The organism is Fusobacterium sp. DD2 (assembly GCF_018205345.1).
GTDB lineage: Bacteria > Fusobacteriota > Fusobacteriia > Fusobacteriales > Fusobacteriaceae > Fusobacterium_A.
On record NZ_JADRHM010000054.1, the window covers coordinates 1 to 16,285 of the forward strand.

The 16,285-nt window shown below is 34.7% G+C and carries 2 protein-coding genes; both read right to left on the minus strand.

What is annotated here, in order from left to right; translation table 11 throughout:
- Positions 1–4,041: hypothetical protein (locus tag IX290_RS08550; RefSeq protein WP_211492798.1), on the minus strand; the 4,041-nt coding region annotated here is incomplete at its 3' end.
- Between the two features lie 419 nt (positions 4,042–4,460).
- A complete protein-coding gene (locus IX290_RS08555; RefSeq protein WP_211492799.1) occupies positions 4,461–15,758 on the minus strand; it encodes a YadA-like family protein in 11,298 nt (3,765 codons plus the stop codon).
- Positions 15,759–16,285 lie beyond the last annotated feature (527 nt).

Here is a 16,285-nt window from a genome sequence, read left to right on the forward strand (position 1 = left end):
TCCATCTATCTTTACCTTATCTGTTCCTGATCCTTTTACAAGTATCTGAGATTTATTTCCTCCATTTATAACAACATTTTGACCAGCTTTAATTTCTCCAGCACTTCCATCTAGCTGTACCTGATTATCATCTATACCAACTTTGACTTTACCTCCAAATCCATCTATTTCAACTGAATTTGGCTGCTCTTTACCACCTACATAGACAATATCTTCAAGTCCAACCTTTCCATTTCCATCAACATCTGCCACTGTCTTAATTCCATTTCCATCTCCCTTAATTCCTAATGTACCATCTTTAAGAGAGATACTTCCATTTCCAGTGTCTCCTGCATATTTAAGGTTACTGTTGGCAGCAACTTGAGTCTTAACTTCCTCTAACTGACCTACGTTCACTGCATCATTGTTGTCTGCTCCATCAGCTACATTTGATATAACCTTATTTCCTGCACTTATTCCTGAGCTGCTTATTGAAATATTATTAACAGGTGTTGTATCATTACTTAAAGTAATTCCGGTAGAATTCATAACTATCTGATTAGCTGTTCCCTTATTAATTGTAGCTCCATCTTTATTTATAACTACATTTCCTGTTTCTACTGTACCATCGTCTCCACCTATAGTTACCTTATTGGTTCCTCCTACTTTGATAGTATTATTTAAATCAAGTACTATCTCTCCATTGGCCTTAGCTTTGGTAACTATATTCGAATCAGTTTCTCCCTGAGTTTCCCCCTTAACTGTTAATGTTCCAGTATTCAGATTTATCTTGGCATTAGTATCATCTATTCCTGTATCATAGCCATTTCCAGCATATTTTAATGTTGCACTTGAATTTTTTATAACACTATATAATTGAGATCCATTAATTGCATCTGTTGAATCCTCTGACACAAGTCCTGCTGCAACATTTTCTATACGGCGTTCCTTTCCTGGTGCTCCTACTGATACTATTCCCACAGGTGTTCCTGCTGCAAATTTATATTCTGTCTCACCTATAGTTGCACTGTTATATGCACTCGTACCAGCTGTAGTTACTTTATGTCCTGCATCCTTATTAGCCTGATTATCTACAAAACCATCACTTGAATTTGCTCCTAAGTATACAGAGTTATCTGTCTGAGCTGTGATATTATTACCAAGAGCTACTATATCTTTAGCACCTGTTTTAATATTTTTTCCATCACTTACTGATGCTATATTCTGTGTTATGCTACCAACTGTAGCCACTTGTACACTGTCAGCTGTTGTTCCATTGATTTTATAATATCCTTTTGTATAGCTTTTTTTATTAGCCAGTCTTGGATCATTCTTATTTACTTGCTGTCCATCAATAAAAAATGTTGAACTAAACCATCCAGATACTGTTTCTACTTTTTCAAATTTACCATTTTCAATAATATATTCTCCATCATCTTTTAAATATGTTAATCCACTTACATCTGCTGTTTTTACATATTCTTTCATATAAGGGTTATATTCACTACCAGCAAAATCATTTGCTGAGTAAAATTTAAAATTTTCTCCTGTTTTTACATTTTCATTAAATTCTCTATCATTTATCAGTACTGTAGAATTTGAATCGTTTATATAACGATAACCATTCAGTTGCTTTCCATTTACTTCCACTGTAGTGTTTTCAAATAAATCAGATGATATTTTTTGTTTTGGATCATAAAATCCAGATACAATATTTCTCTGTGCCTTATGCTCGTTAGTTCCTGCAAGAACTATATCATTACCAATAACAACTGCCTTGTCTGCATTAGTTATTCTATTATATGAACCATTTGTTCCTATATGTTCACTATTTTCAACGGTATTTCTTACTCCTTGAACATTTGCAAATATTGTTGATTCAACTTGGTTTCCTCCTCCAAGTATTCCAACTGAACCTAGAGCATTATCCCCAGTTTTTACTAAGTTATTAAAGTTTTTTGGATCTTTAATACCTGAATCACTCAGTGTCGTATCCAAATCACGCAAAGAATTTTCAATTGTATTTCCTGCCCCTAAAATCACTGCACCATTAGCATGATTAATTATATTTGAAGTACCATTTATTACATTGGCAAGCCCATCATATCTGGTATCTCCATCCACATTCATCTCATTTAAGGCTCCTGTTATTGCTGATGCAAATCCTTGGACTCTTGGTGATATTTCATGACCAAACAATACCTGTCTTTCTGCTACGACACTTGGATTTGTATTAATTCTTGAATATGCCCCTAATATTGTAGCATAGTGTGCAGCTGCATACGATTCAGTTCCCACTGTAGTTGAAGAACGACGATTAGTTATAGTGTTAGTTCCTCTATATTTACCACCCATCATCTCTACATTAGGTGATTTTATTCCAATATCTATTGTTCCATCACTTGCAAAAATATTAGTTCCTATACCTATACCAGATCCTGCATAAGAACGACCTGGCTTAGTAGCATAAACATTTTCTCCTATTGCAATTGCAGAGTTAGTTTCTGCATATGCATTATTTCCAACTGCTGTGGCTCCTTCTCCACCTGCTCTTGCATTTGTTCCTATTGCTACTGATTTATTTGCAGTTGCTCCATCATTCTTATAGTTACCTAAATTTGAATCACCTTTCACTGAAACAAAGTGAGTACCTATACCATTCACTGCTCCCTTAAGCTGTCTTAAGTTAACTGCATCTGTATCTTCTGTACCATCTGCCACGTTTATTATCTGTCTTCCAAAAGATACTGTTCCTCCTGAATCCTTTTTATAAACTCCACCTACAGATACAACTCCATTTACTGCAAGTTTTTTTACCGTATCTGTATTCTTAGTGTCATTATAGTTTGCACCATTCATAAGATCATAAAATTTTAATTTTGCATTTGAAAATGGAGCAACTACTACATTGGAACCATAATCTCCATTTGTTGCATATCTGCTCTCGTCAAGTCCCGGAAGAGACACTCTTCTGGTTTCACTCCATGCTCCTAGTGCCACGCTTCCACGTCTCTCAACTTTAGAATGGTATCCAAGGGCTACAGCATTTGTTTCAGCTGGTGTACTGGAACCGGAGTTAGCTGTACCTATTTTTTCATACACTCCAGAATCTGCACCTATTGCTATTGAGTTTCTTCCCTTTGCCATAGCATCAGTTCCAATTGCTATTCCATTTGGACTTGTTACTTCATGTTTGTTAGCATTAGTATCTCCAAGATATGCCTTTGCTCCATAACCTAATGCAATCGCACCTCTGTTTCCAACAAAAGCATCATCTCCAATTGCTATTCCCGGACCTGAACCTGTTGCTTTGGCATCCACACCTATTGCTAAACCACTACTTTTTACATTATTATAATCTTCACCATTTGCAAAGTAGGCATTAGCAATTGCTCCCGAACCTATTGCTATTCCTGGAATCTGTTTATCTCGTTGAAAGACATACCCTAAAAATCCAGCTTCACTATCTTTTCCTATTGCTATTGATTTATCTGCCCTTGCAAAAGCTGAATCTCCTATTGCTACAGATGACTTAGAATCATATTCTTCAGCCATTATTACACTTGCTCCTCCACCTGAAGGCTTTTCCACCCTGTCCTGATGAGTAGTTGCATTTGGTCCTATTGCCACAGATTTTTCTGTTCCTCTTGCCTTATTTCCTATGGCTGTTCCACTATCTCCATTAGCTAATGCTCCCACACCTATTGCAATGGAATTAGGCCCAGTTGCCCCATCATTATTATAATTTTCTGCATCTACATCACCTTTAAGAGATAGAAAATGAACCCCTTCCCCAGTTGCAGAAGCTCTCAAAGTTCTCATTGCACGCACTCCACTTTCAGTGGAAAGAACTCCTGGATCTCCAAATTGCATCTTAAGATTTTCAATCTCCTGTTTAAGTTCCGCTATCTGCTCTTCCTGTGTTTTTTCTTTTTCTAGTACTTCATTACCATAAGCTATACCACCATTTATCAGCACTGCCACCATAACACCGAGGGTAATAGACACCACATTTTTTAACCATCTTTTTACCCATCTCTCTCTATAAATATTTTCTCTCATAATTGTCCCCTGTAGGGTAAAATCCTAAGGGTTCTCACCTCCGGTTTTTTCACATACTTTTTAAATAAAATATCATATAAAAAAGTTCAAATCCCTTGAGAAAAATTATATAAATACAAAAAACTACTAGAAATTCCAGTAGCTCTTTTATCGGTCACGTTTAATTTAGTTAATCGTCATTTAATTGACACACTTACATTTATATAAGTATACCTTATTTTTGTAAAATAATCTCATTTTTATTATACTTATTATATATAGTATGATTAATACTTTATATATTGCTAAGATATACTTTACAAAAAAGAAAAAATCCCCAGAAAAAATTCTAGGGATTTTCCTGCATACTTGGGTTAGTATGCTATTTATATTTGTTTTTGGGGTTGCATATTTAAATTAACTTACACTTAATATTAAAATCAGTCAAAATTGAATTCATAACTTGCACCTATACCTACTGCACTACCTCTACAAGTATTTGTTGGTGTAGACCACTTAGCATTTATAAGAAATGCTTCCTGTGGTGAATATCCAACACCTACTGCTACAGCTCTTGCACCTCTATAAGCTCCAATTCCTGCTGCAACTCTCATTTTATGAGGTGCTACACCTGTAAATTCCACTGATGACATAGCTGCCATTTGAGCCATACCATTATTAAGATCTGATCTCAATTCACGTATCTGTCTAGCATTTTGTTGTGCAAGTCCATTATTATTTACTATCATCTGTTGAGTTTCATAAAGCTGGCTACCATTTACTGCATCTGTACTTCCTGGTGCCACCTTACCTGGAGCCACATTTCCAAGTTTAGTTGGAGTTGTTGTAGTTCCATCTGGGTTTACCATTCTTGTATAGATATCTTTCGCTGCTATTGTAGTACTGCTTACCACACCATTTTTAACAATGTGGAAGTTATTTCCTACCTTAACAACATCTCTTCCATCCTTGTCAGTAAACTGAACCACTTTATCCACATGGACATTGTATCCCTTATGTCCTTCCTCTGTTACAGGGGTAACAATAGCTGCTCCACTTCCTTTTACAATAGTACTTGAGCTTGTTACCATACTTGAAAGTTCCTTAAGTTGTTTAACATTTACTGCATCGTGATCATTTACACCATCTGCCACATTTGTAATTGCACTATGACCTGCATTTATTCCCATGTTGTTTATAACAACTTTTTCACCAGTGTCAAGTTCTACATCTATGGCATCTTTTTTAATTTCAGTAATTCCAACTTTAATTGCTCCTCCATCTGGATCAGTGTCATCACCGTTAATTGTAATCTGGTTAGCTCCCTTACCTATAACCACTTTTTTATCCAGATCAAGGTCTATCTCTCCATTTGACTTAACTGATGATACTATATTTGTACCATCAGTACGGTTTTTAGATTCACCTTTAACTACAACGTTTATCTCTCCATTTGCTAGAGGTACATCTTTTTTACTAGTACTATTTCCCTCATAGTTGACCTTAATTTTACCAAGTGCTGCATCTGCTGCATCTCCAATAACTGTATTCTTCATTGCATTCAGTTGTCCAACTGTTGCTGCATCATGATCATCTACACCATCAGCAAGTCCTGAAATCTTGTTATCTTTTATAGTAACATCTCCAACCTGAACCTTATCTTTTGCTATAACAGTATTCCCTGTTGTTACTGTTCCAGCTGTACCATCTATTTTTACTTCACTGCCTGGTTTTCCAATTGTAACAGTATCACCAAGGTCAAGTTCTATTGTTCCATTATTCTTAGTTGTAGTAACTATATTTTTACTATTTTCGTTACCTTTGATTGTAAGAGTATCTGTTTTCAGATTCATTTTATAGTCTTTACCTACAGTTTCAGCTGTATTTCCAGCATATTTAAGTGAAATGCCCTCTACTGCTGCACTGTTTTTATTTATTGCCTCATCAAACTGCTCTTTGGTTACAACACTATCTGCTGAAGTTCCTGGAGCTATTCCTCTCAACTCAACAGGCTGACCACTGTCAGAAAGATTAACTACAGTCATTCTTCCTCCTCTGTTAGATGATAATTTTACTCCATTAATATTTATACTCTCAAACTTAGGAGCTTTAGCCATAACTATTCTAAGCTGGTTTCCATCATTGTAAGTGGCAATATTATCTGGAGTATAATTTGCTGTTATATCTGAAACCTGACCTACATCATTACCTCTAATAATAAGTGCCTCACCTAGACCTTTTTTGATATTTACCTGGTCATTTCCTGCTATAACTACTCCCTTGTTTGCAACATCACTGATTCTATCATCAGTAGTTTGAATCTGTCCCTTAACTTCATCTAGCTGATTCATATTTACTGCATCTGTTCCCGCTTGTCCAGCTGCAACTCCTGTTATTTTCTTTTCACCAGCACTGATTCCAGCTTTTAAAACTTTCACTTTTCCCATATTAAGACCTTGATTACTTAAAGTCCAATCATGACCTCCAATATGAAGTATTCCATCTTTCGCATTTACTGTAAGCTTACCTAAAACAAACTGGTCTTTAATACCTATCTCAATTCCTTTCTCAGTTGAAGTCTCAGTTGTATGCTCATATGCTTTAGTAAATATAATACCCTGGTCTCCACCTTTTATATTTAAAACATCAGTTGCCAGTTTAATATCTTTATTATCTTCATTTCCTGCAACTTTAAGAGTTGTATTCTGACTTACTTCCTGAGATGTTGAATTTATTTTAGCTTCTATCTTGTTAAGCTGTGTTACGTTTACTGCATCTAAAGGATGCTCACCTGCAAGTACTTTTGTTATCCTATTATTTCCAGCATCAATTCCACCTACACCAACTGAAACTGAGCCAGTTTTAAATCCATCACTGTCTATAGTAACATTTGAATTATTAAGAGATATCTTTCCTATCTTTCCATCTAAAGATAGAGTGTCTCCTATCTTAACTTCATCTCTAAGACCTATAATAACCTGTCCACTTGAATTAACTTTAGTAATAATTCCATTCGGATCTCCTTTTACAGCTAAAGCACCAGACTTCAGCTCTATACTTCCTAAATTTTCATCTGCACTATAGTTTAATTTAGAATTAGCTTTAATCTCTGCTGTATTGGTTTTTACTTTTTGACTAACTTCATTCAATTGAGCAAGGTTAACTGCGTGTTCATCCTTTGTTCCACGTGCTACATTTGTTATATTTCTATTTCCTGCATCAATTCCATCTTTGGTCATTTTTACAGTTCCAACTTGTACTCCATCTGGCTTTAAAGTCGTTTGGAAAATCTCTTTGTCCTCAGTACCTGCAATTGTTCTTTCATCTCTAAGAACAATGCTACCAACATTAGTGTCAACATCCATCTTATTCAATTTAAAATTGTCTTTAAGTGCAATTACTACGTTGTGTTCTTTTCCATCTGCTCCATTATCTATTGAAGTCTCGATTGCATCAGAACCCTTGATTTTTAAAGTATTTCCAGGTTTTATGATATTTTTATCCCCGACTCTTGTACTATCTGCAGCATAGTTCCATCCTTGTTTAAGAGTTTCTGTAGTGTTTACAAGGTCTTGTTCTACTTTCTGTAATTGGCCATAGTTCACTGCATCTGTGGCTATTGTTCCATCTGCAACTTTTGTTATCTTTTTACCATCTGCATTAATTCCACTATCTTTTACAAATACATTTCCTGCTATCAAACCTTCATTTGTAACTTTTACATTTCCAACTGAAAGACCATCTTTTGTAAGATGTGAATCTCCTACAACCACACCTTTTGAACTGAATGTTGAACTAAAGTTAGTTTTTACTCCTTCTGAATCTGTTACTGTACTTGAAAGGATTAACTCTCCTCTATCAGCATCAACATCCATATTTTTCACTGTAAATTTATCTTTAAGTGCAATTACTACGTTATTTTCTGTTCCAGCTGCTCCTTTATCTATTGAAGTCTCGATTGCATCAGAACCCTTGATTTTTAGAGTATCTCCAGGTTTTATAGTATTTTCATCCCTGACTCCTGTACTATCTGCAGCATAGTGCCATCCTTTATTTAGCGTCTCACCAAGATCCTTTTCTACTTTCTTTAATTGGCCATAGTTCACTGCATCTGTTGCAGTTTCACCACCATCTGCAACTCCTGTTATCTTCTGATTTCCTGCATTGATTCCACTATTTTTTACAAATACATTTCCTGCTACCAAACCTTCATTTGTAACTTTTACATTTCCAACTGAAAGACCATCTTTTGTTAGATGAGAATTACCTACAAGCACACCTGTTGAGCTGAATGTTGATTTAAAATTGGTTTCTGTTCCAGCTGTATCTGTTACTGTACTTGAAAGGATCAATTGTCCTTTACCAGCATCAACATCCATATTTTTCACTATAAATTTATCTTTAAGTGCAATTACTATGTTCTTTTCTGGTGTTTCAATATCTATTGATGTCTTAATTGCCTTAGAACCTTTGATACTCAAAGTATCCCCAGGTTTTATAACTCCTTCACTTCCTAATACTGTACCGTCTGCAGCATATTTCCATCCTTTGTTAAGAATAGCTGTTGTTTCAGTAAGATCTTTTTCTACTTTCTGCAATTGTCCATAATTCACTGCATCTGTAGCTATTGTTCCAGTAGCAACACCAGTTATCTTTTTACTTCCTGCATTGATTCCATCTGCACCAACTGAAACTCCTCCAGCTGTAAGACCTGTTGATGACATTAAAATATCTCCTGCCTTAAACCCAGCATCAGTAACTGATACATTGGCATCTTTTATATAAAATCCTGTATCTCCCTTTATCTCAACCTTAGTTCCAAGATTTATATCATCACCAAGTGAAATCTCTATTCCTCTATTAGGTGATGCCACCTTTGTAACAACATTTCCATCACCATTAACTGCAAAAGTGTCAGTGAGTTTAACCTTTCCAGTTCCTGTGTCTCCTGCATAATTAAGAGCAAGATTTGAAATATCAGTAGTATTTTTATTAACCTTTGCATCTACAATATTAAGCTGCTTTTTATTTACTGCATCCTCTTCATCAATTCCATCTGCCACCTTGGTTATCCTATGTTTTCCTGCATCGATTCCACTTGCTGCCACCTTTACATTTCCAACTGAAAGACCATCTTTTGTTAGATGAGAATCTCCTACTTCTACACCCTTGGAACTGAATGTTGAACTTAATTTATCTTTTCTTCCTGCTGAATCTGTTACTTCACTTGAAAGAATTAACTCTCCTTTATCAGCATCAATATCCATATTTTTCACTCTAAATTTATCTTTAAGTGCAACTTTTACACCATTTTCTGTTCCATTGTCTATTGAAGTCTCAATTGCTTCAGAACCTTTGATTTTTAAAGTGTCTCCATGTTGGATATTCTTTTCTTCTCCCGGTGTTGTGTCATCTGCAGCATAGTTCCATCCTTTAGCAACAGTTTCATTTGTCTCTGCCAATGCAGTACTCACCTTATCCAACTGAGCTTTATTTACTGCATCATCATCAAGAACTCCAGCTGCTACTTTTGTTATGGTTTTCTCTCCCGCGTTGATTCCATTTTCTTTAGTAATAGAGATATTTCTTCCAACATGAATTCCATCTCCATCATGGATTACTGCGTCTTCCTGAATATCATTTCCATCTTTATCCTGTGTCACTTTTCCAATTGCTATAACCCCTTTATCAGCATCTACTCCCATTAGACTTGTAGTAAATTGTTCTCTCAACTCAACAATTAGACGATGGTTTACTTCACCTCTAGAATCTACAGTTGTCTCTGTATGTGTTTTTATAGCTTTTCCACCAAGAATTGCCAATGGTCTTCCTTCAGATAGATCAATTTGTCCTGTTCCATCATTACCCTGATACTTGAAAATCTTGTTGTTTTCAACTTTTTCACTTATTCCTTCTAACTGACTGAAGTTTACTGCATCTAAAGGCTTTGTACCCTCAGCTACATTTGCTATCTGTTTATTTCCAGCATCAATTCCAGAATGAGTAAGAGAAACACCGCCTGCTTTTACCCCTTTTGGATCGTATATGGTCTTACCTCCAGTTTCACCCAATACAAGAGTTCCACTATCCATATCCACATCAAATTTCTCAACTTTAAATTTCTTTTCAAGTCCTATACTAACCGCTCCGTTTTCTGTTGATGAGGTTTTAATAGCGTTGCCATCACCTTTTATCGTGAAAGTTCCATCAGGTTTAATAACATTATCTACACCACCTCCCACGGTATCTGCAGCATATTTCCATCCTTTATTAAGTAAGCTTTGAGTATCTGTTACAATCTTTTCCGTTGCCTTTAGCTGTCCAACGTTTACTGCATCATCATCTCTTTCTCCAGCTTTCAATCCTGTTATCTTATTATCACCTAAATTGATACCATTTTGAGCTATCTGAATTTTTCCTACCGTAAGTCCTTTTTCTGTAAGGTGAGTGTCTCCTATATCTAGTCCCTTAGAGCTCAGCTGAGTTTTATAAGTTTTAGCTGCTGTTCCGCTTCCTTCTTCAGTTTCCATTACAAGTGTTGCATCTATGGTATCAACATCCATATTATTCACTGTAAACTTATCTTTAATTCCAATCTGAATTTTTCCATCATGGTCTTCTCCAAGCTCAGTTGCAGTAGTCTTAATAGGACCTATTCCCTCTACCAATAAAGCTCCTTCAGCAAGTTTTATCTCATGTTTGTTTACTCCATCCCCATACTTAAGTTTTCTATTTGCAACTACATTTTCCGTCTTATCAGTTTCAGTTTTATTACTTTCAACCAAATCTTTTATCTTTTTTAACTGACCAACGTTTGCTGCATCTGTATCGGCAACTCCTTTTCCAACTCCTGTTATCTTATTACCTCCAGCATTGATTCCAGAATGAGTTAGAGAAACTCCACCTGCTGTTATCCCTTTGGAATTAAGAAGTGTTTCAAACTGAACAGTGTGTCCTTCTGCGTCAGTTTCCTTACCAGTAAACTTCAACTCTCCCACTTTAGTATCAACACTCATATTATTCACTGTAAACTTATCTTTAAGTGCAATTTTTACACTGTTTTCTGTCCCAGGTGCTCCAGTGTCTATTGAAGTCTTAATTGCTTCAGAACCGTTGATTCTTAAAGTATCTCCATGTTTGATACTCTTTTCTTCTCCTGCTCCTGTATTATCTGCAGCATAGTTCCATCCTTTAGCAAGTTTTTCATCAGTAGATGCAAGAGACGTCTTTACTTCTTTTAGCTGTTCGAAATTTACTGCTTCACCATCGTTTTCTCCAGCTTTCAATCCTGTTATCTTATTATCACTTGCATTTATCCCATTTTGAGCTATCTCTATATTTCCTACTTTAAGACCTGTTTCTGTAAGATGGGTATCTCCTATATCTACTCCCTTAGAGCTCAGCTGAGTTTTATAACTCTTAGGTATTGTTTCATCTTTAGTTTCAAATACAAATGTTGCAGTTTTTGTGTCAACACTCATATTATTCAACTTAAACTCATCTTTCAGTCCAACTTCAACTGTTCCATTATTTAATGATGAAGTTTTAATAGTCTTGCCATCGCCTTTTATTGTGAAAGTTCCCTCTGGTTTAATAACAGTGTCCACACCAGTTCCTATGGTATCTGTTTTATACTTCCATCCCTTAAGAGCACTGTTAGCCTTAGCATCAACCTTTGAAAGCTGTCCATAGTTTACTGCATCATCATCTTTTTTCCCATCTGGTAAACCTGTTATCTTTACACCGTGCATATCCAGAATCTGAGGTACTTTCTCACCAGCCTCATTCTTACTTTCGTTCTTAAGCTCAACTACTCCAACTTTTAATCCATCTACTCCAAAGCTGCAGTTTCCAATATAAATCTTTCCATCTGTACCATCAAAATTCAGGCTGCCAACTTCAAATTTATTTTTAAGTCCTATTGTTATATGCCCCTTATTTTGATCATCTGCTACAGTTACAATTCCACCACTACCTTTAATAGCCAGTGTTCCTGTTGCTATCGGCATCTCTCCTTTATTTGTATCCCCTTCATATTTCAATTTGCTATTTTGTTCAATAAGAACTGCATTTTTATTTATATCAGTTCGGTTGGAAGTTATAGATCTCTCATTATTGTCGATACGAGTTATTTGCCCCTTCAATTGACCAAGGTTTACTGCATCATCATCTTCTACAGCAGCACCTACTCTTTGCACTCTTTTACCTCCAAATTTTATGTCAGTTGGTGAAATTACAGTCTCATATGCCAACCCTTCAGAATGTGCTATTGTAAGTCCTTTATCAGACAAACTTACAGAGCCTATCTTTATTTCTCCATTTTCTTTATTAACTTCAAATTTTCCATCTTTAAATTCATTTCTAACTTCAATAACTAGCTGTTTTTTCCCTTTTTCTGCACCATCTTCTATTTTTTTTGCAAGAGTCCTAATTGCTCCAGAACCCACAACATTAAAAGTTTCACCAGGCTTAATTACATTATCATCATCCAGCACATTACTCATATTGCTATCTGTCTTATAATACCAGCCCTTATTAGCGAATTCTTTAGCATTTTTAGCAATCCCTTCGACAATATCAAGCTGACCTTTATTTACTGCATCATTAGGTTTTACTCCAGCTCCAACTTCTCCTATAGACACATTTCCTGCATTGATTCCAGAATTTTCTATTTTAACTTGTCCAAATTCAAGTGAAGTTGGTGTCAGTTTAGCTGTACCAATTGAATTTTTCAACTCAATTGTTCCAGAGTTACTATCCAGTGTAAAGTTATTTTTTATAATCTTATCCTTAAGACCAATTTTAACATCCCCATTGTCATATAAAGAGGTTTCTACTGTATTCATGTCTCCCTTTATTCCTAAAACTCCACTGGCAAGGCTAACCTTATTTTCAACCCCAGCATCTACTTTATAACCAAGGTTTTCAACTGTTGAAATTTTATTATTTATATTTGTCTCAAGATTGGTAATTTTTCCCTCTGTTGTTTTTAATCTTCTTAAGTTTACTGCATCAGCATCATCTGTAGGGTCAGCAACATTTTTCACTGCCTTTCCATTCATATCCAACCCTTTATCATTAATTGTTGCTCCATAAACACTCAATCCAGCTTTATTCATTTTAACATCTGTTCCTATACCTATAGCTGGTTCTTTAGTATTAACAGTAATTCCTGTCTCATTATTTTTATCAGGTATTTTAAATTCAGATTTAAGATTAAAACTTAATTTTTTATCGTTATTATCAAAAACACTTTCTATAATCTCTCCACTATCTATATTTAATTTATCACCAAGTGTCACGTTAACTTCTTCTCCAGCTGTATTACGCAATGTCACTCCTGTCTGAATCTTCGTGTTCACCTCTCCTATTTGGTTTGATAGTCCTGTACATCTTGTATTAAAAATAGCATCCATGCTTTGCAGTTGTCCATAAGTTGCTGCATCATTACTATTTTCTCCCCCTTTTAGTCCTGTCAATTTACGCTCACCGTTTAAGACAATACCCTGGCTACCTATCTTAACATATAAAAGCTTAGCTCCATCCTTTGAAATATAATTATCACCCATTTGTATTTTTTTTTGTTTACTATCCAGAATAATGTCTCCAACAGATATTTTAGAATCATCTATATATGTTTTAGAAGATGCATTTCCAAATTGGATATATCCATTATCACCAGTATTGACCGTAAGTTTCCCTTTTTGAAAACTTTCCTTTACGTTTATAGACACTTTCTTTGTTGTGGGGTCTACTTTTGTTAATATTACTGCATCGTCTCCTACTATTGTAAATTTCTCGGTAGGTATATCAAATGAACCTTCCCCATCATCAGTTACAAACTGAAATTTATTCCCCTTTGACATTTCTTCCTTTACTTCTTTTAATTGTTTTAAATTTACTGCATCTGAGTCCTTTGTTCCATCCCGTAATTTTTCAATATTACAATTGTTCATATTAATCTTATCTTTTTCAATTTGAACTCCATTCCAACTCATACTTAATTTACTATCTTTTAATGTGGTTCCACCTACTCTAAATCCCCTATCGTCTTCAGTTCCTTGAGCTATCTCAAAACCTTCTTTTGTCATCTTTATACCATGTAAAGGAAAATCTATTACAGGGTCCATATCAGATTCAATAACTATCTGCTTACGTTTTTCACTATCAAGCATCTCTAATTGTGAAGACAAACTAAATATTACCTGATTATCTTCTGGACCAAAATGCCCGGTAAGTCCATTCTCAAAACCTATGTTCAGTCTGTTGTCCTTTCCCGGTTCTTTAAACTTAAAAGTTTTAAACATACCCGGAGATGTTGGGCTATTAATATACACTGGAATATCAGATTCCAATTGTCCTACTGTTGCCACATCACTAGCCCTTTCTCCAGGAGCAACACTATGTATTTGTTTGCTATTCAGATATATTTCACTATTGTTCACAGCAAAAATATCATCAAATACAATCTTTCCTTTTTTAATATGAATATCCAGATTATCTGCCTCAATTTTATTTTGTGAATCTTTGGCATCAACTGTTATATTACCAATTTTAAACTGATTATTGAGCTTAACATTCACACCATCGTTACTGGCAACTGTAGAAATTGCATTTCCATCACCTTTAATATTGAAAAAAGTAGCTTCTTTCCCAAGTTCCATAGTTCCAGTACCTTCATCACCACTATACTTGAAATTTTTTATCAAATTTAAATTAGTTTGAGCACTATCCAATTGCTCCTTTGCTAATCTAAACTGCCCATAATTTACAGCATCTCCATCAACTGCTGCATCTTTTAAGCCAGTAAGAGGAAGTCCATTCATATTGATACCACTACCAGCTTCTTTCCCATTAAAATCCATTTTACCAACTTTAAAATGAGATGATTCAAGTATTGTGTCATCCCCCAAATGAATAATTCCATTTGGTCCCTGGAGCTTCAATTTTCCAAGTTCAATATTATCTGTAAGTCCAATATTTACATTTCCAGATCCGTTACCATGCATTGTAATTCCATTTTCAGAAATAAAATGTAATCTTCCATTTATTAAATCAACATCAGCACCTGTACTATCAATCCCTATTTGAAGTCTAGTTGCAGGCTTAAAGGTTGAAGCGATAGTCATACCTCCTTCACCATCTCCATAAATTCCAATCCCATCTCCTGCATTAAAGCTTAATCTTCCACCATTTAATTTTACATTAGCACCAGTTCCATTAATTCCTATTGGAAGAACCAACTCATTAAACTGTTCAGTGATACTCTTTCCATCAACAATTAATTTTTTTGTTTTTATCTCTCCAGCATTAAAATTCATCCCAATATTACCATATGTAAATTCGTTTTTAAGTGATATATCGGCACTTTTACCATTTGTACTTACTGTAACTGGTCCAACTCCAGTAATTGTATCTACTCCAGATAATGCTACAGAAGTATTCTCATCTCCCGTTACAGTTGCTGTTACTCCCATTGGTGTCACTTCAACACTTCTAACTTTTTTTGCTGCTACCTGTTCTCTGGTAGAAAGCTCATTTTTTAAAGCATTGACCTCTTTTATCAAAGCATTAATCTGTTCCTGCTGAGCTCTTACAGTAGCTTCGAGAGAAGCTGTATCCTGAGCAAAAACTACACCTCCATTAATAAGTACACCTACTACTACCCCAAGTGTAATAGATATTGTACGTTTCAACCATCTTTTTACCCATTTCTCATCATGCATACTTTTAGTCATATCTTCCCATTAGAGTAAAATTCTAATGGTTTTCACCTCCATAAACAAATATAAATATTTTACCTCAATATACATTAATGTCCTAACAAGATGTGTTTTCCATAAACTTCCCCAAGTTTATGTCTTAAATAGACTTTTATTAGTTTCATTTTATATAAAATAACTATTTTTCATAACAAACTCTATTTTTTAGTCTAAAAAAACTACAAGAAGTGTTCCAGTAGTTACTAACCTTAAATTTTATTTCTATAAATACCAATTTTTGCTATTTTATTTAAGTAAATCTCTTACTACAAGTATACCTCATTTTCACAAAATGTCCATAGTATGATATTTTTTTATCATATATTAATTTAATTTTATTATTATAATATTGAATACTTTTTTATGTTATATTCAACTGAAATATTTAATTTTACTAAAGTAATTTAATTAAAATTAATTTTTTATTTATAAAATATACATATTTTAATAACAATTATTTTATTTCAAAATAACAATTTGACATTTTTTCGTCACAGTTAAAA